At 59.2% G+C, this 16,926-nt stretch carries 18 protein-coding genes; 12 read left to right on the top strand and 6 right to left on the bottom strand.

The window, feature by feature from the left end; genetic code table 11:
• Positions 1-64: 64 nt before the first annotated feature.
• The 5 genes from Tel_07930 (at position 65) to Tel_07950 (ending at position 3,424) form a co-directional block, all read left to right on the top strand.
• Positions 65-364: a hypothetical protein gene (locus Tel_07930; protein ALP53090.1), complete on the top strand. Its 300-nt coding sequence runs from the start codon at positions 65-67 to the stop codon at positions 362-364.
• A gap of 58 nt (positions 365-422) precedes the next feature.
• Entirely contained in the window at positions 423-1,298 is an 876-nt protein-coding gene (locus Tel_07935) for an EamA-like transporter family protein (protein ID ALP53091.1), read from the top strand.
• 195 nt (positions 1,299-1,493) lie between these two features.
• Entirely contained in the window at positions 1,494-2,573 is a 1,080-nt protein-coding gene (locus Tel_07940; GenBank protein ALP53092.1) for an alkene reductase, read from the top strand.
• A 93-nt stretch (positions 2,574-2,666) separates the two neighbouring features.
• Positions 2,667-2,999 (top strand): type 1 pili tip component, encoded by a 333-nt coding sequence (locus Tel_07945; protein ALP53093.1) that lies wholly within the window; start codon positions 2,667-2,669, stop codon positions 2,997-2,999.
• Positions 2,996-3,424, top strand: coding sequence for a hypothetical protein (locus tag Tel_07950; GenBank protein ALP53094.1), 429 nt, complete (start codon positions 2,996-2,998; stop codon positions 3,422-3,424). The genes Tel_07945 and Tel_07950 overlap by 4 nt, the downstream gene beginning before the upstream one ends.
• Here Tel_07950 and Tel_07955 read toward each other — a convergent pair.
• Positions 3,419-3,847, bottom strand: coding sequence for a hypothetical protein (locus Tel_07955; GenBank protein ALP53095.1), 429 nt, complete (start codon positions 3,845-3,847; stop codon positions 3,419-3,421). The genes Tel_07950 and Tel_07955 overlap by 6 nt on opposite strands.
• Before the next feature lie 77 nt (positions 3,848-3,924).
• Here Tel_07955 and Tel_07960 point away from each other — a divergent pair, with 77 nt between their 5' ends.
• The 4 genes from Tel_07960 (at position 3,925) to Tel_07975 (ending at position 7,891) form a co-directional block, all read left to right on the top strand.
• Positions 3,925-4,419 carry a peptidylprolyl isomerase gene (locus Tel_07960; protein ID ALP53096.1) on the top strand — a complete coding sequence of 165 codons (495 nt, stop codon included), beginning with the start codon at positions 3,925-3,927 and terminating at the stop codon, positions 4,417-4,419.
• Positions 4,420-4,615: 196 nt separating this feature from the next.
• Positions 4,616-5,935 (top strand): hypothetical protein, encoded by a 1,320-nt coding sequence (locus tag Tel_07965; GenBank protein ALP53097.1) that lies wholly within the window; start codon positions 4,616-4,618, stop codon positions 5,933-5,935.
• 19 nt (positions 5,936-5,954) lie between these two features.
• A complete protein-coding gene (locus Tel_07970; protein ALP53098.1) occupies positions 5,955-6,779 on the top strand; it encodes a hypothetical protein in 825 nt (274 codons plus the stop codon).
• Entirely contained in the window at positions 6,776-7,891 is a 1,116-nt protein-coding gene (locus tag Tel_07975) for a hypothetical protein (GenBank protein ALP53099.1), read from the top strand. The genes Tel_07970 and Tel_07975 overlap by 4 nt, the downstream gene beginning before the upstream one ends.
• An 11-nt stretch (positions 7,892-7,902) precedes the next feature.
• Here the strand turns inward: Tel_07975 and Tel_07980 are convergent, their stop codons facing one another.
• On the bottom strand, positions 7,903-8,295 hold the full coding sequence (locus Tel_07980; protein ALP53100.1) for a hypothetical protein: 393 nt from the start codon (positions 8,293-8,295) through the stop codon (positions 7,903-7,905).
• A gap of 196 nt (positions 8,296-8,491) precedes the next feature.
• On the opposite strand from Tel_07980, the gene Tel_07985 reads away from it, so the two are divergent.
• The 3 genes from Tel_07985 to Tel_07995 all read left to right on the top strand — a co-directional run bounded on the left by Tel_07985 (position 8,492) and on the right by Tel_07995 (position 12,329).
• A complete protein-coding gene (locus Tel_07985; GenBank protein ID ALP54778.1) occupies positions 8,492-10,747 on the top strand; it encodes a penicillin-binding protein 1B in 2,256 nt (751 codons plus the stop codon).
• A gap of 23 nt (positions 10,748-10,770) precedes the next feature.
• The gene (locus Tel_07990; protein ID ALP53101.1) at positions 10,771-11,103 is read left to right on the top strand and encodes a hypothetical protein; all 333 of its coding nucleotides are present in this window, start codon (positions 10,771-10,773) and stop codon (positions 11,101-11,103) included.
• 176 nt (positions 11,104-11,279) lie between these two features.
• Positions 11,280-12,329 carry a hypothetical protein gene (locus tag Tel_07995; GenBank protein ALP53102.1) on the top strand — a complete coding sequence of 350 codons (1,050 nt, stop codon included), beginning with the start codon at positions 11,280-11,282 and terminating at the stop codon, positions 12,327-12,329.
• Positions 12,330-12,630: 301 nt separating this feature from the next.
• Here Tel_07995 and Tel_08000 read toward each other — a convergent pair whose 3' ends face one another.
• The 4 genes from Tel_08000 to glnD form a co-directional block, all read right to left on the bottom strand.
• Positions 12,631-13,035 (bottom strand): hypothetical protein, encoded by a 405-nt coding sequence (locus Tel_08000; GenBank protein ID ALP53103.1) that lies wholly within the window; start codon positions 13,033-13,035, stop codon positions 12,631-12,633.
• An 82-nt stretch (positions 13,036-13,117) separates the two neighbouring features.
• Positions 13,118-13,666, bottom strand: a complete 549-nt coding sequence (locus Tel_08005) for a hypothetical protein (GenBank protein ALP53104.1) — start codon at positions 13,664-13,666, stop codon at positions 13,118-13,120.
• Positions 13,667-13,670: 4 nt separating this feature from the next.
• Positions 13,671-14,261: a hypothetical protein gene (locus Tel_08010; protein ID ALP53105.1), complete on the bottom strand. Its 591-nt coding sequence runs from the start codon at positions 14,259-14,261 to the stop codon at positions 13,671-13,673.
• A gap of 11 nt (positions 14,262-14,272) precedes the next feature.
• A complete protein-coding gene (gene glnD, locus Tel_08015) occupies positions 14,273-16,924 on the bottom strand; it encodes a bifunctional uridylyltransferase/uridylyl-removing protein (protein ID ALP53106.1) in 2,652 nt (883 codons plus the stop codon).
• Positions 16,925-16,926: the final 2 nt, after the last annotated feature.

A 16,926-nucleotide genomic window follows, 5' to 3' on the forward strand; every position in this document is an offset into this window, starting at 1 on the left:
ACGACTGACGTAAAAGTTGCTACCATAGGCAGCAAGTAAGTCGGCGTAACCTAAGGAGTCATTTATGGATATGGACATGGAAGATCGCGGCAATGAACCCGGTATATGGCGCCGCGGCTTGTTCATGCTGTTGTTTGCCGTTTGTCTGTGGGTCGCCAAATTCGTCGCTGCAGTGGTGATCGTGTTTCAATTTTTCAATGTCGTCATTACCGGTTCGGTCAATGAGAAGTTGTTGTGGTTCGGACAGAGCCTGAGTCTCTATCACTACCAGGTGCTGCGCTTTTTGACCTTTAACAGCGAGGAACATCCTTACCCCCTCGGCGACTGGCCCGCGGGCGGGTCGCCGCTGTTTGAGGAGGACTAGTCCAAGCCGCGTATCGGTCACCGTTGCATCTCCCCGTCTGGTGTTAGGTGGCACTTGAGTGGAGTGGTTCTCGCTGTCATTGCTATGCGCCTTGAGCCTGGCCTCCACCGATGCCTTCACCAAGATGCGTCTGCAGGGATATTCGGGCAGCGAGATGATGCTGGTCCGATTCCTGGTGACCGGCGTGCTGCTGGCGCCCTTGTTGTTGTATTTCCCCTTGCCGTCTGCGCCGTGGGCATTCTGGGCTTGGATGGCGCTGCTGGTGCCGCTGGAGTTGCTGGCCATATACCTGTACATGCAGGCGATACGGGACGCGCCGCTTTATCAGACCCTGCCGTACCTCGCTTTTACACCCGTGTTCATTATTCTCACCGGCTGGTGGGTGTTGGACGAGCGCGTCTCCCTGCTGGGTGCGATCGGCATCGTCTTGGTGGTCGTGGGCGCCTACCTGCTGAATATCGATAAGCTGCACCGTAACGGACGCCGATTGTGGTACGAACCCCTGCGTGCCATTGTCTACCGGCAGAGTTCACGGCGTATGTTGATGGTGGCCGTGATCTACAGCCTGACCTCGGTGGGCGGCAAGGCCGCCATGCTGTATGTGGGCACAATGAATTTCGCCGTCTTCTATTTTGTCGTGCTCGGTGCGGCGGCATTCTTGGCGGTGGCGCTGCTGCGGCCGGTCAGTTTGCGGGTGCTGACGCGGCAACCGGCTTGGCATCTGTTGATCGGGGCCTTGTTCGCATTGATGGTGGTGACCCACTTTCTAGCCCTGTCCAAGGTCGAGGCCGCCTATATGATCGCGGTGAAACGCACCAGTCTGCTGTTCGGCATACTCTATGGGGCCTGGTTGTTCCATGAAAAACAACTGGCGCGCAACTTCTCATCCGCCGCCTTGATGGTCGTGGGTGTGGCCTTGATCCTGCTGGCCTGACGCGGTGGTCCGCCCCGCCATGCCTTTATTTCCTCAGCGTATTTGATGATATTGCCCCGGCTATAGGGCGGTTTGGCCATGACTCACGCTATGCATCCATCATATACTTGGGTGTAACAGGCACTGCCAGCCGGACACCGGCAGTGGGGAATCATCTTCCGCTAAAGCAAAAAATTCAAAAACTGGAGTATGAGGATGTCGCGTTTGTTTACTGAATACCGCCTTGGCGATGTGGTCTTGAAAAACCGTATTGTCATGTCACCGATGACACGAAACCGAGCCGAACATAATATTCCCAATGATCTGATGCGCCGCTATTATCAGCAGCGCGCCTCGGCGGGGCTGATTATCACCGAAGGCACGTCACCGTCGCCCAACGGGCTGGGATATCCGCGTATTCCCGGCATCTTTTCCACTGAGCAGATCGAAGCTTGGAAGCACATTACCGAGGCGGTTCATGAGCAGGGCGGCCATATTTTTATTCAGCTGATGCATACCGGGCGCGTCTCGCATCCGCTCAATTTGCCCGCCGGGGCGCGGGTGCTGGCGCCTTCCGCGGTGGCAGCCGGGGAGCAGATGTATACCGACAGTGAAGGGCTGCAGCCGCTGCCGGTGCCGGCGGCAATGACACTGGATGATATCCGCAACACACAAGACGAATACGTGCAGGCCGCCCGCCATGCCATGGAGGCGGGCTTCGACGGCGTGGAGCTGCACGGCGCCAACGGCTATCTGCTGGAACAGTTCATTCGCCCCAACACCAACCTGCGTGAAGATGACTACGGCGGCAGTATCGAAAATCGCGCCCGCTTCATGCTGGAGGTGGCCCAAGCGACCTGCGATGCCATCGGCCATCACAAGGTCGGGATTCGTTTATCGCCTTATGGCGTATTCAACGACATGCCCCTGTATGAGGACATGGAAACGGATTACACCTACCTGGCTCAGGAACTGGATTCGGTGGACTTGATCTATGTACATCTAGTGGATCATTCCGCCATGGGCGCGCCGGACGTACCCAGTTCCATCAAGGAGGTCTTCCGCGATGAATTCTGCAATACCCTGATTCTGTCCGGCGGCTATGACGCCGAGCGCGCCGAGCAGCACATCCCGGGCAAGGCGGACCTGATCGCGGTGGGACGGCCGTTCCTCGCCAATCCCGATCTGCCGCAGCGATGGCAGACACAGGCGCCTATGAACGAGCCGGACTACGACACTTTCTATACGCCGGGCGAGAAGGGCTATACCGACTATCCCATCCTCGACAAGGCATAAACGACGCGTCGAGACGGACTCTGTCGTGCCAACCGAGTCTCGCTATACCATGGCTTCTCGCCATGGGCCTATCTACATCTTGAGGATGACGTCATGAACCGAATGAAGCAGTTGATCAAAACCTGGGAGGCGGATTCCCGCAGCGAGCCGGCCGAGCACGAATTCACGGTTAAGCTCACGGCACGCGATTATGCCCGTATCCGCGCCTTGGCCGAGATTTTCCCCGGCTGCAGCGAAACGCGACTGGTGACCGAATTAGTGAGCACCGCGCTGGACGAGATCGAGGAGGCCTTGCCCTACGTGCCGGGTGATAAGGTGGTGGCCGAGGATGAATTTGGCGACCCGGTCTATGAGGACGCAGGATTGACGCCGCGTTTCGAAGCGTTGGCCCGCCAATATGCATCGGAGTTGAAGCAGGAAGCGTGATTATCATCATCCATGATCAGCAAACACAACAAGGTTTGGTAGTGGCACAGAAAAGCGAACAACATTTATATCGGGCGCGTCAACTGATCGATGCGGGCAATGATGAAGATGCCCGTATGCTGTTGCTGGAGCTCTTGAAGCAGGCGCCCGACAACCAGGCGGCCTTGATGATGCTCGGCGGTTCCTATTTTAATGCCGACAGGCTGCAAGAGGCGGAGATGGTGTTCGAGCGTCTGATCTTGATGGCGCCGGGCCAGGGAAACTTTTCCATCGCGCTGTTCAACACCTTATGGAAGCAGGGTCGCCAAGACGAAGCGGCCGAAGAGATCCGGCGCTTTATGGCGGCCGCCGACAAGGTCGCAGAAAAAGAGACCATCGACCAATACGTCGCCATCACCAGGCAAATGGCCGGTGACGGCTTATAGGGAGACCAGCAGGCTCACCAGTGCGCCGACGGTCATCAAGATCCCCAGCACCAGTATCATCCAGTCGCCCCGGCTGCCCGGCTCCAGGGTGGATTGGCCGGGCTCGTCCGGGTTGTAAAATACTTGAACCGGAGCGTCCAGCGGATATTTCTTGACATAGCTCTCGGCGAGCTCGGGCATGGGATTGGTGCCGCTGGGAAACTCGAAGCGGCGCCGATGGGTCTCGCCGCCGATTTCGTAACGGTATTCGATATGGGGCAGCAGATCGTCCTGCGCCGAACAGGGCTTGGATTCCACAATCACGCCGTCCGTGCTGGGCCATTGTGCCATTTGTCGGGCCTGCTTGAGTACGCGCCAACCCCACAGGCTGACGGCGATGCCGCCCAGGGCGACTGCAACCAGAATGATGCCGTATAGATTCATGTCTCGCTCTCTTCCGCAAAACCGCGATTGAAAATAGAATGGCTGGAATTATAAGTGATCATGAGGGAGTACACAGTATGTTGATCGAAAAGGATGCGGTGGTCCGGTTTCACTACCGTGTCAGCGAGCCTGGGCAGGGCACGCTGGAAGATACCCGCAGCAGCGGTGTACCGCTGGCCTATCTGCACGGCCACGGCGGCATGTTGCCGGGCTTGGAGGCGGCGCTGGAAGGTAAACAGCCGGGCGATACCTTGACCACCACCTTGACGCCCGACCAAGGGTATGGCGAACGCCGTGAAGGCGCAATCACGCGCGTGCCCGTGAGTCACGTGCTGGGCCACGGCAAGAAATCGCGCTACCGCCCGGGTATGATCGTGCATGTCAACAGCAGACATGGCTCACAGCCGGTGCGCGTGGTGAAGGCGGGCCTTAAAAACATCGATGTGGATATGAACCACCCCTATGCCGGCAAGACCCTGAGTTTCGATATCGAAGTGGTGAGCGTGCGCCAGGCGAGGCCGGAGGAGATTGAGCACGGTCATGCCCATGGCGAAGGCGGCGTGCATCACTGAGTGAGGATAGGCCACCGGCGTGGCGTGCGCATCGCCGCATCGCAACCGCCTTGTCAAACCATATATTCATTATCCCGGGCCATCCCGACGTGTGCACATCGCATGACGGCCATGCCCCGGCCAGCGATGTATGCCGCTGTCTTGAGAATTTCCCCCTGATTGCCTAATGTTGGCGTGTCCGGACTGACATGGCGGCATGGAACAGCTCAACTCATATAAACCCTCCAGGCGTGACGTGCTGCGCGATGCCTTGCTTGCCGCGCTGTTCGCGGCATGTTTGATCACAATTTTAGAATATATCGGATTTAATGAAGAGGTAAATGCGGAGGCCTTGCGCCTGGCCGTCAGTCTGGTGGGTCACCCCCAGGACAGCGCTGACACTGACCCACCGGCAGCGGCCGTTATGCCGGCCGTAGTGCTATTTAGCCAGGCTTGGTACGAGTCTTACTTCAACCAGACCTCGCCCCTCGAGCGAGGCAAATTGATGGACGCCATGAATGCCTTGCTTGACGCCTCGGCGGTGCCCGGTCAGCTGGTGATCGATATCGACCTGTCTCCATTGCCTCAGGGCGGGGACCCACAGCAGGCCGCGCTGGACCGTCTACTGGCAAAATTGGCCGCCGAACTGCCCCAGGGGGTGACCCTGACGACGCCGGCGCCCGTGGTTACACCGCAGGCCTACGAGATCAAACGGGCGTGGCTGGAGAACATGTGCCGGGCGGGTGTGCGCTTCGGGTTGCCCCATCTTCACGCCCACGAAGGTGTGGTGCTGAAACGTCTGCTTGCGCCGCAGACCCTGGCCAACGTCGCCTATGCCGCCGCCCAGCAACGGGAAAACTCCGCCGTCGTCTGTCGACGTGTGGAACAGTCCGGCGATGAGCTGGATTTTTTGTGGTTGACACCGGCATCGCCCTCGGGTGAGTTCGAGCCCATCAACGCCCATTTCTATCGCCACTTATCACCCTTTGTAGTGGACAGTCTTCAAGAGCTGAAACGGGCGTGGCGCCCGCGCTCCGATCAGACGGTATTTATCGGTGGCAGTTACGGCTATGGTGATTGGTACCTGACACCGGCCGGGCGGCAACCCGGTGTGGTGTTGCATGCTGCCGCCTATTATTCCGCCCACGATTCAGTCGCCCCCGTGTCCATGGCATGGTCGCTGAGCATCGGCGTTGCATGCGCCTTAGTGGGAGGCTATTTGTTGGTGGTGCTGAAACGTGTCGTGGAACCGTATTGGATGATCGCTGTGGTTGCCCCCTTGGTTTTGCCTATCATGTTGCTGGTGGCATTGTCGCTGCTGCTGGCGATATTTTTGGCATGGAATATCGTCTTCTCCGTCGCTATGGTTACGGAAGCGGCGGTGCTGTTTGCCGAGTTTTTCCCCAGCCTGCGCTCGGCGCAGCGCTCCGCTCAGGGAAAATGCTGTGTGTTTTTCGATTCTTATGTCTCGCTGGTGGTGTTTCTGCTCGTGGTGCTGTTGACTGCCGTCCTGGTATTCGTCCATGAGGTGCTATGAATCATGAGGAGGAGGGATAATGAAAGCGCTGATTTACAGCGGCATACTGTTGCTAACGCTCAGCCCGCTTGGGTGTCAGGCCAGCTTGTGTTACGTGAAGCAAGGTAAGGCCGATTGCATTGTACGCGCTGGCGAAAAGATGGCGCTGAAACAATCCTACAGTCCCTGTGATGAAGTGACTGTGATCTGCCCGGGCGCCACCCTGTGTTACACAAACCTGCAGAGCGGTATTTCATGCCTGGAGAGTGGCGCCGTGCTCGAAGACGCCGACACGGACGGCGCGGCCACCATCGACATTGCAGCACGCTCGAGCCGGCGCGACGACGCCTCTTTTTTGCAGGTGCTGCGGGATATCTTCTTTCCCCAGGCGGTCACCCACCTAGGGATGAAGCGGCTCAATACCTACGAGGAACTGGCCGGCTTTCCTGACGGCTATGTGCTCATGCCCGAACAAGCCCTGGTCTTCTCCAGTCACGACAAGGGCCATGCCCGCATCGAATCCTTTGCCTTGTGGCGCGCGCATGAGGAGCAAGCGATTCTCAAGCTGGATCGCCCCGGCGCCAGTGTCCGTATTCCTGCCGCCTTGCTCATGCCGGAGCAGCAGTATCGTTGGCGGGCGCTTGCCAATGGTGACGAGTTTGGCGGCGGGTTTACCATTGAATCCCAAGCGTATCAACAGGAGTTCGAACAGGCGTTGAACCAGGCGCTGCAGCATAGTGATTCCGCTAATGTGTCGCGGCACATCGTTCGGGCAGCCTTGGCCAAGAAGTACGGCTATAGTTTCGATTATCTGCAATCAGTGCAAATGGCACGCAATGAGATTAACAAAAGGGATCAGCCATGAGCATGATGTGTTACACGTCCCGCCTCGGATATGGCTTGCTGTTGCTGCTTTGCGCTGCCGCCATTCAGGCCGGCGAAGAGCAACCAACCCGCGTCGCCGGCTTGTTTGACGATTTCAAGGAGCAGCTCAAACAGCGCCTGGAGGAAAAGAGCGCGGCAACGCAAGAGACTGAGAATGACCTTGCCGAGACCGAACAGGTCGACCTGGATGTGCTGGCCCTGGCGGCCGAGGCCCACGACTACGAGGGCGCGCTGCGACCGGATGATTACACCTGCGCCACTATCGTCGAACCGTTCACGCTGGAAAAGAATATCGCCCAGCTTTTCGGCGCGTCGGATATGACGGGCCTGATCACGTTATTCAAGAAACCCGACAAGGCGGTATTGCTCGACAGCGCCAAACAGAAGGCCAAGCGCATGAACTGGCTGCCCATGGGGTTCGAGCGCCAATACGGCAGCCAGCTGCATGAGCAGAAGATTGCCTCGGATCCCAAGTTTATCGCGCGCAGCGGTGTGGGGCGGGCCAAACGCCAATACCAAATGGCCGATGCGTTGTTACAGCGGGTGGTGGCGTCGATCCATGAAGATCATCCCTATGAGTTTCACCTCTATCTGCTCAATAGCAGCCAGATTCAGGGGTACAGCGCGCCCGGCGGTTATATATATTTAAGCACTGCTGCCTTGGAGAGCGATTACGCCGATATGGTCATGGCCCATGAAATTGCCCACGTCCTCAAGCGCCACCAAACCCGTGAATTGCAGGCCCGTTTGATCGATACAGTGACCACCCTTGATGAATTAAAAGACCTGATGGATCTGAACGGCGTGGCGCGCGAGCGTTACGGCAAACTGCTGCTGCGCCTATCCGGCAGCTATCTGAACTTTTCCAGACAGCAGGAACTGCAGGCCGACGCCTGTTCGGTGCGCATTGCCGGCAGCCTAAGCAGCGCCGATATGCGCCACCGCATCGTTTCTTATACGGGTGAGCTGGAGAAGGCGGATCGCAGTGATAAAGAGCGCCTGTTCTCGATCCACGCCAGCTATCCCGATCGCTACCAGCGCATGGAGGCGGTGGCGGCGAGTATGGAAAAGGAAAGCGATAATGAGCGCTGAATCCGGCGACCTCAGAACGTCTTGACGAAATCCATGTAGTCCAGATAATACGTCACGGTGATGCGTAACTCTTCGACTCGTTGCAGCATGACCTCGCAGGTGTCACAGGTATAATCGCCTTTTTGCAGCCGCACGGTATAGTCGCTCACCTGCTGCTGCAAGGCGGCGCGTGTCGGCCATTGGTCATGATAGGCCTGGTTGAACTCCTTACAGACCTCCCCCTCCAGCGCTTTCTTACCGAAATAGTTCATGTGCTCGCCACAGGCATCGGCCATGTCGGTCAAGCGCGCCAGGGTCTTGATGAGATCCAGAATTTCGGCCTTTTCGGTCGCCTCTTGGGCGTGCAGAGGGGTGGTGGAGAAGAGGGTGACGGCGATCAAGAATACGGTTTGTAACTGTTTCATTAAGGGGCCTGCTGTCGATTTGAAGAATTTCCGTTGTGGCAGGCCCTAGTGTAAATCTTTTTATTCTCATGACAAACGCTGCGCGCCGGCCAAGACGATTTGCGCCGCTGCGACTTGCTATAATGCGGCGATGGCAAACAAACGCAGTAACGCGCGCCCTGCGCGTCCTCCCCGTCGTTATACCCTGTTTAAATCGATGTTTATATTGGGCGTGGTGGGTCTGCTGGCCCTGGCCGGCTACACCCTTTACCTCGACCGGGTGGTGCAGGACAAATTCGAGGGCAAACGCTGGTCGGTGCCTTCGCGGGTCTATGCCCGGCCGCTCGAGCTTTACCCCCACAAACCGCTTAGCCCCGAAAATCTGCTTACCGAGCTGAAACTGATCGGCTACCAGCCCTCGGTGGATGGCTTCGCACCGGGCAGCTATCGGCGTGACGGCGATGATTTCGTGATCACCACGCGCAGCTTTCGCCATTGGGACACTGAAGAACCCGCCCGTGCCATGCGCCTCACCTTTGCCGCGCAGCGTCTGGCATCACTGACGGATGCCGTGAGCGGCAAACCCCTTACCCTGCTGCGCCTGGAGCCGATGATGATCGGCATCATCCATCCGGCCAATCGGGAAGACCGGGTGCTGGTGCGTCTGGCCGACCTGCCGCCATTGCTCACCGTCGCGCTGCAGGCCGTCGAGGACCGCCACTTCGCCCGCCATCACGGCCTTGATTTTCGCGCCATCGCCCGCGCCGCCTGGGCCAACCTGCGCGCCGGTAAGGTAGTGCAGGGCGGCAGCACCCTGACCCAGCAGTTGGTGAAAAACTTCTATCTCAACAGCGAGCGCACCCTGACGCGCAAGATCAACGAGGCCATCATGGCGCTGTTGCTGGAGCTGCGTTATGACAAAGAGGCGATCCTGGAGGCCTATGCCAACGAGATCTATCTGGGCCAGGACGGCAACCGCGCCATCCATGGTTTCGGCCTGGCGGCACAGTTCTATTTCAACAAACCGCCGCAAGAGCTGACCCTGCCCGAGTCGGCCCTGCTGGTGGCCATCCTGCGCGGCCCCGCCTATTACAATCCGCGCCGTCATCCCGAGCGCGCCCGCGAGCGGCGCAACCGGGTCATCGAAATCCTGTGGCGCGACGGCGTCATCGAGCGGGCGCGGGCCAAAGCGGCCCAGGCCGCGCCGCTGGGGGTGACCCCCAAGCCCAACCTGGGCAGCAGCCGCTATCCCGCCTTTCTCGATCTGGTGAAACGCCAGCTGCAGCAGTATTACGATGATGCGGATCTGCGCAGCGAGGGGCTGCGCATCTTCACCACCCTGGACCCGGTGATTCAGGAGACCGGCGAACAGGCCCTGAGCCGGCGTATTCAGCGTCTGGCGCGTGACTACGGCAAGCGCGGCCTGGAGGGTGGGCTGGTGATCACGCGTCTCGGCAGCGCCGAAGTGGCCGCGGTGGTGGGCGGCCGCCAGCCCCGTTACCGCGGCTTCAACCGTGCCCTGGACATCCAGCGCCCGGTCGGCTCGCTGCTGAAACCGGCGCTCTACCTCACCGCCCTGAGCCGGCCAAGCCAATACACCCTGGCCACCCTGATCGACGACGGCCCGGTAGAGCTGAAACAGTCCGACGGCACGGTCTGGTCGCCCACCAACTATGATCGCGAGAGCCACGGCCAGGTCATGCTGGCCACCGCCCTGAGCCACTCCTACAACCAGGCCGCCGTCCAGCTGGGGTTGGATCTCGGCCTGCGGCGGGTGGTGGATACACTCCATGGCCTGGGCATCGACCAAACCATTCGGCCCTATCCCTCGGTGATCCTCGGCTCGCTGGAGCTGGCCCCCATCCACATGGCCCAGATGTACCAGACCCTGAGTGACCAGGGCTTCCACACGCCCCTGCGTGCCGTGCGCGAGGTGCTGGACGCCAAGCACCAGCCCCTGCAGCGCTACGCCCTGGAGACGGAACAGCGCTTCGACCCGGCGCATGTCTATCTGGTCAACCAAGCCCTGCGCCTGGCCTTGCGTGAGGGGACCGGGCAAAGCGTCGGCCAACACCTGCCCGAGGATTTGTCGCTGGTGGGTAAGACCGGCACCACCGACGACCTGCGCGACAGCTGGTTCGCCGGGTTCGGCAGCGACTATGCCGCCGTGGTCTGGATCGGCCACGACGACAACAGCGTCACCGGCCTGACCGGCGCCAGTGGCGCATTGCCGGTGTGGGCGGATATCATGCAACAGATCAACCTGAGTCAGGGCGCCGTGCCGCCGGCGCGGATCGAAACCGTCGCCGTCGATGCCGCCACCGGCCTGCGTGCCGCCGGCGGCTGTGATGAGCAACATGAGCTGCCCTTCGTAACAGGTTCCGCGCCGCAGGATTACGCTCCCTGTGCGGGTGGAGCAGTGAAACGCTCGGTGGGTAATTTTTGGGACCGGATTAAAGGAATGTTTCGATGACAAGAATTTCACTACTGATCGTTGTGCTCTTGCTCAACGGCTGCGCGCTATATAGCCCGCCCAAACAGGGCGAGCCGGTCGGCCCGGCGGAGATCCTGCTGGCCCAGGCGCAGGACAAAACAGCGGCGGGCGAATCCGAGCAGGCCGTCGCCCTGATCGAGCGGGCGCTACGCCTGGAGCCGCGCAAGGCCGAAGGCTGGCTGGCACTGGCGCAGCTCCATTTCGATGCCGGAGACCTGCGTCGCGCCGAGCAGTTCGCCCGCCGGGCGTTGCAGTTTGCCGGGGCCGATAAGCGGCTGGCAGGGGAGAGTCGGGCGTTGTTGGAGCGGATTCGGGCGGTGCGGGAAGCGGGGTAGGGGACTGCCGGGGGGGGGAACCCCCAAGCCTGATGTTATTCCAGGTGTGTTCTGAGAAGCCTGTGGTTACTCGCCTACTACCGGCTTGGGAACACTAACCCGCTTTTTATGGGGTGGAGGACCTGCTACTCGCACCGGGTTATCAAGCGGATTAACGGGGTAGGAACAAATATCGCATGAGTCAAATGCCGTCAACAGACATGGAAGCACTGCTGAATAACATCAGCACGGTGATTCAACAGGCCCGTGGCCAAGTGCGCCAAGCGGTCAACCACGCCATGGTGGTCAGCTATTGGGAGATTGGCCGCCTGATTGTTGAGGACGAACAACAGGGCGAGGCCCGCGCCGCTTATGGAAAGCAGCAGCTGAAATACCTCTCGGGCCAATTGACTGAGCGATTTGGCAAAGGTTTTGATGTCACGAACTTGCGCAATATGCGCCGGTTTTATCTCGCTTTTCCAATTCGCGAGACGCTGTCTCTCGAATTAAGCTGGTCCCACTACAACATACTGGCCCGCGTGGAAAATCCCAAAGCGCGAGAGTGGTACATGGCGGAAGCCGCGCAGCAGCATTGGAGCGTACGCGCCCTGGAACGCCAAATCGGCAAGCTCTACTACGAGCGCCTGCTCAGCAGCAAAGATAAAGAGGCGGTAGAGCAAGAAGCCGCACAACAGACCTCGCCCTTGGCCGAACAGCCCAAGGAGTACCTGCGTGATCCCTACATCCTCGATTTTCTCAACCTCGACGCGGGTCGCTACCTGGAGAGCGATATCGAACAAGGCATCATCGACAACCTACAGCACTTCCTGCTCGAATTGGGTAAGGGATTCGCCTTTGTCGAACGCCAACAGCTAATCCGTTTTGAAGACGAAGACTTTTACATAGATCTGGTCTTCTACAATTTCAAGCTCAAATGCTTTCTGCTTATCGATCTCAAGCTGGGCAAACTTACTCATCAGGACGTAGGGCAGATGGATACCTACGTCCGCCTCTACGACGAACAACGTAAAGACAACGACGACAATCCCACCATCGGCCTGATGCTGTGCAGTGAGAAAAGCGAAGCGGTGGTCAAATACTCCGTGCTGGCGGACAATCAGCAACTCTTTAGCGCCAAATACCTGCCTTACCTGCCCAGTGAAGAGGAACTGAAACAAGAGTTGCAACGTGAGCGCGCGCGAGTGGTGGCGCAATTGCAAAAACAACAGGAAGCAGGGGATGAATAAATCCCAGCTTTTGGGAGGTTGTTTTCCTAAAGCCGTAAATTAAAAAAAAGGGGGAGGTTTAATTAGACCCCACTCCGGCGTAATGTAACACCCCAAGATACCCTAAAATCCCCACCACCATCCAGCCGGTCTTGCGTTACAACCCAACATCTTGAACGCATCGATTGTTAACACTTTTCTAATATTCGCCTCAAATGACAATAGGGATATGGGCCATTTTGTCCCATATCCCCATTGCGAATCTGATCGCCGGGCGTTGCCGAGGTTCGCGTGCCCAAAATGGCTCAGCCCGGTCAGTGGGCTATTTAATCTCACGTCGTTTTAATAGCGCTGCATCATAAGAGACGCGCTGCTCATCGGTCAGAATCATACGCATTTCGACAAGGTGCGCATGACGGTGGCGCAGGATCGTGTTCTTGATGTCCGTCAGTTTATCAATGGCCTGGTTGATCTCCGGCTGCGTGATGTCGTCCTTGATGGTTAATCGGTTGAGTTGTTTGTGCGCCTGTTCTTCGTCGGCCTTGAGTGGCTCCAGGATTCGGTCCAGCGCATGGTGCATCCGGTCGACCTGTGTGCGCTGTGGCTCGGTTAATGTCTTCGACCAATGGGTGGCGTTTTGCGCCGGCCCCTGTTCCTGTCCATCCTGGTCATGTTGAGCTGTCGCATAACTTGAGCCGGTTCCCCCTGCGAACAGGGCGCCCAGCATAAAAATGCCTGTTAATAGTTTGTACACGATACTCTCCTTGCTGATTTAATGGGGACCGGCGGATGTCGACGGCAATCCAGGCCTACAGCGCCCGTAGCCAGGTGGCGATCCGCGCGGGAATTTCGGTCATATCCGTATAGCGCTGCAGCGTGACCAGCTCGGGATATTCCATCTCCAGCTGGATGACGTTGTGGATATTCAGCCGTGAGTGCTCGATGGTGGGGTTGAGAAAGCCGAGAATCGGTTTGTCGGCAGCGATGAAGCGCATGGCATTGACGCCTGAACCAAACCCGGCTTCATCAAACCCGTAGATGGCGACCCGGGCTTCGTCCTGGAAGCGCCGGTCGCGTTCCAGAAAGAAGGTGGTGGTGAGTTGGTCTTCGTTGTTGAATTTGGTTTTGTGCAATGCGCGCCAGGCGGGCCAATCCTTGTCGTAGTATTCAATCGGGTCGCAGACCATGCGCGCGAAGTCGTCGACGGGCATGTCGGGGAATTGCTGGCGGTAGTAGTGGTAGCGGGTGTCGTAGCCGAGGCCGGTGGTTGCCAGTGTTTGCATCACCGTGGTTTTGAAGGCCCAGGTGGTTTGCCCGGCGTGCATGCCTTTGCCGCTGACGTAGCAGGGGATGGACATCGCCTTAATCCGTTTTACACCATAGGCGTGGCTTGAACAGCAGGGCGGCGAACGCACCGCCGATGGCGCCGTAGAGGTGGGCATCGACAATGACCGGGCCGCCGGCCATGTCGGCGGAGCCGGGCAGGGCGCCGTAGAACTGTTCCCACATGAGCTTGCCGACCACGGCGACCAGCAGGATGGCTTCGCGCCGGTCGCCGCGGCGGATGCCGCCCACGGCGCCGCCGACGAACAGGCCGTGCAGTACCCCCGAGAGTCCCACATACCAGAGCAGCTGGGGGTTAAAGGCCAGCAGGCCGAGGCCCACCGCCAGCGCGCTGACGAAGGTGATGATGAGCCACTGACGCTGATTGAAGGCGCCCCAGAACAGGCCCCAGATCAGGCCCAGCCCGAGCAGGTTCATCAAGGTGTGCCCCCAGCCCAGGTGGACCAGGTTGCCGCTCAGCAGCCGCCAAAGCTCACCGCCTTTGATCTCCGCGGCCTGGTAGCGCAGGGCCTCGTTGACGCCGTCACCGCCTAGCGCCAGCAGCAGGGCCAGCAGGGTGATGACAACCGGCAGCAGGTGCGGCTTGATGCTGGGTGGTGTGACGCTCATAGGCGGCGTGTCTAATCTTCGAGATAAGAAATGATGGTCTGGCGCAATTGTTCCAGCACCTGCGGATCGCTGATCGGTTGCTTGTCCTTGTCGCTGATGAAAAACACGTCTTCGACGCGCTCGCCGATGGTGGCGATCTTGGCGTTCTGCAAATGGACATTGCATTTCATCAAGGCCTGGCCGACCTTGGACAGCAGGCCGGGGCGGTCGGCGGTAATCATCTCCATGACGGTGCGGTGGTTGCGCTGATCCTGGTTGAAGCTGATGTCGGTGGGTGTATCGAAGTGCTTCAAGCGGCGCGCCCTGCGGCGGTTGATTTCTTTGTGGGTGTAGCTGCTCTGCTGCAATTCGCGGCGCAGCGAATTGAGGATGTCGTTGACGCGGTGATGGCTTTGGATGGCTTCGCCGGTTTCTTCCAGCAGCACATAGGTGTCGAAGGCGTAGCCGGTGTCCGAGGTGATGATGCGCGCGTCGGCGACGGTCAGACCCAGTTGTTCGAAGGTGCCGGTGCTGGCGGCAAACAGATGATCGGCGATGGGCATGTGAATGAAGATCTCAGTGCCGCCGCGTTGGGCGTGCTGCTGCACCAGAATCAGCGGGAAGGTCTCGCCGTCATTGCTCAGAATGGCCTCGGTGTGCCAGGCGATTTCATCGGCCGAATGGCGCATGAAATATTCCTCGCTCAGGGTGCGCCACAATTTATCGACGCGCTGCGGCGCGACATCCTGACGTTCCAGAATTGCGCGCGCCTGGCGCTGAATCTCTTGGCAGTATTCGTTGAGATCCTGCGGGTTTTCCAAGCCGCGGCGCAGCGCCCGGCGGGTGGCCTCGTAGAGTTCGCGCAGCAGGGTCGCCTTCCAATCGTTCCAGATGCTGTGGTTGGTGCCGCGCATGTCGGAGACGGTGAGCAGGTAGAGATAGTCGAGGCGGGTGGTGTCGCCGACCTTGGCGGCGAATTCGGTGATCACGTCGGGGTCGCTGATGTCCCTGCGCTGGGCGGTGGTGGACATGATCAAGTGTTGTTTGACCAGCCAGGCGACGATGTTGGTGTCGTAGTTACTCAGGCCGTGGTGCAGGCAAAAGTCTATGGCGTCCAAGGCGCCCAGTTCCGAATGGTCGCCGCCGCGACCCTTGGCGATGTCGTGGAACATGCCGGCCAGGTAGAGCAGTTCCGGTTTGGGAATGCCGCGCATGATCTTGCTGCAATTGGGCAGCTCATGCTCGTACTGCTTCAGCGTCAGGCGGCGCATATTGCGGATCACCATCAGGGTGTGTTCGTCGACGGTATAGATGTGGAACAGGTCGTACTGCATCAGGCCGACGATGTTGCCGAACACCGGGATGTATTTGGCCAGGATGCCGTAGCGGTTCATGCGGTGCAGTTCGTGGCTGACGCGACGCGGTTGGCGCAGGATTTCCATGAACAGGCTGCGATTGCGTAGGTCTTCGCGGAAGCTGGTGTCGATCAGGTGGCGATGGCTGCGGATCAGGCGGATGGTGGAGGCGCGCACCCCTTTGATGTCGGTGTTCTGTTGGATCAGCAGAAACACCTCCAACAGGGCGAAGGGGTAGCGGCTAAAGATGCGCTCATTGGTGACCTCGATAAAGCCTTTGCGAATCTGGAATCGTTTGTTGATGACCGTGGGTTTGCCGTGGCTGTCGGCGTAGAGGATGGCCTCCTGGAACAATTGCAACAGCATTTCGTTGAGCAAGCTCAGCTCCATGAGGGTGCGATAATATTTCTTCATGAACTGCTCGACGGCCAGATTGGTGTTTTCGTCGCGATAGCCGAACAGCTCGGCCAGGGTGCGCTGGTAGTCGAACAGCAGCCGGTCTTCGCGCCGCTGGGTAATGGTGTGCAGGGCGAAGCGCACCTGCCAGAGGAAGTTTTGGCCCTCCATGAGCTGGAAGTATTCTTCCTCGCTGAGGAAGTGGTGTTTCACCAGGTCGTGCAGGGTGTCGGCGTTGAAGTGGCGCTTGGCCACCCAGCCGATCATCTGGATGTCGCGCAGTCCGCCCGGACCCTCCTTGATATTGGGTTCGAGATTGTAGGCGCTGTCGTCGTATTTGTGGTGGCGCCGGATTTGCTCGTCCCACTTGGCTTCGAAGAAGGCGCGGCTGGGCCAGATGCGGTCCGGGCCGGTCTCGTGGCGCAGGGTGTCGAACAGCTCGATCGGGCCGGCCAGATGGCGCGCCTCGATGAGATTGGTGGCGATGGTGATATCCTGCTTGGCCTCGGCCACGCACTCGTCGATGGAGCGCACGCTCTGGCCGATCTCCAGGCCGATGTCCCACAGGAACATGACGAACATTTCCAGCGCCTCACGATAACGCTCCTGATCGGCGTTGCGCAGCAGGATGAGAATGTCGATGTCCGAGCCGGGATGGAGTTCGCCGCGGCCGTAACCGCCCACGGCGATCAGCGCGATGTTGGGGTCCTTGGCGGAGAAATAGTCGCGCCAGACGCGGGTCAGGACCTGGTCGATGAGTTCGGCGCGCGCCTGCACCAACGCGGCGGCGCGGCGCTCCTCCATGAAGCGCTGTTCAATGGCCTTATGGGCGTTGCGCAGGAATTCGCGATACACCTGCACCGCGGCGCGGCCATCGGCCAGCTCCTCCTCGAAGCGGGCGGAATCAAATACGGGTTGCGGTACGGCGGACATGG

Origin of the sequence: Candidatus Tenderia electrophaga (assembly GCA_001447805.1) — a bacterium.
Lineage (GTDB): Bacteria > Pseudomonadota > Gammaproteobacteria > Tenderiales > Tenderiaceae > Tenderia > Tenderia electrophaga.

Coding starts and splice junctions, on each gene's coding strand:
- Tel_07955 (ALP53095.1), bottom strand. CDS start 3,847: ATGAATCTATACGGCATCATTCTGGTTGCAGTCGCCCTGGGCGGCATC.
- Tel_07975 (ALP53099.1), top strand. CDS start 6,776: ATGAGCATGATGTGTTACACGTCCCGCCTCGGATATGGCTTGCTGTTG.
- Tel_07940 (ALP53092.1), top strand. CDS start 1,494: ATGTCGCGTTTGTTTACTGAATACCGCCTTGGCGATGTGGTCTTGAAA.
- Tel_07930 (ALP53090.1), top strand. CDS start 65: ATGGATATGGACATGGAAGATCGCGGCAATGAACCCGGTATATGGCGC.
- Tel_08000 (ALP53103.1), bottom strand. CDS start 13,035: ATGCTGGGCGCCCTGTTCGCAGGGGGAACCGGCTCAAGTTATGCGACA.
- Tel_07960 (ALP53096.1), top strand. CDS start 3,925: ATGTTGATCGAAAAGGATGCGGTGGTCCGGTTTCACTACCGTGTCAGC.
- Tel_07980 (ALP53100.1), bottom strand. CDS start 8,295: ATGAAACAGTTACAAACCGTATTCTTGATCGCCGTCACCCTCTTCTCC.
- Tel_07995 (ALP53102.1), top strand. CDS start 11,280: ATGAGTCAAATGCCGTCAACAGACATGGAAGCACTGCTGAATAACATC.
- glnD (ALP53106.1), bottom strand. CDS start 16,924: ATGTCCGCCGTACCGCAACCCGTATTTGATTCCGCCCGCTTCGAGGAG.
- Tel_07965 (ALP53097.1), top strand. CDS start 4,616: ATGGAACAGCTCAACTCATATAAACCCTCCAGGCGTGACGTGCTGCGC.
- Tel_08005 (ALP53104.1), bottom strand. CDS start 13,666: ATGTCCATCCCCTGCTACGTCAGCGGCAAAGGCATGCACGCCGGGCAA.
- Tel_07985 (ALP54778.1), top strand. CDS start 8,492: ATGTTTATATTGGGCGTGGTGGGTCTGCTGGCCCTGGCCGGCTACACC.
- Tel_07970 (ALP53098.1), top strand. CDS start 5,955: ATGAAAGCGCTGATTTACAGCGGCATACTGTTGCTAACGCTCAGCCCG.
- Tel_07945 (ALP53093.1), top strand. CDS start 2,667: ATGAACCGAATGAAGCAGTTGATCAAAACCTGGGAGGCGGATTCCCGC.
- Tel_08010 (ALP53105.1), bottom strand. CDS start 14,261: ATGAGCGTCACACCACCCAGCATCAAGCCGCACCTGCTGCCGGTTGTC.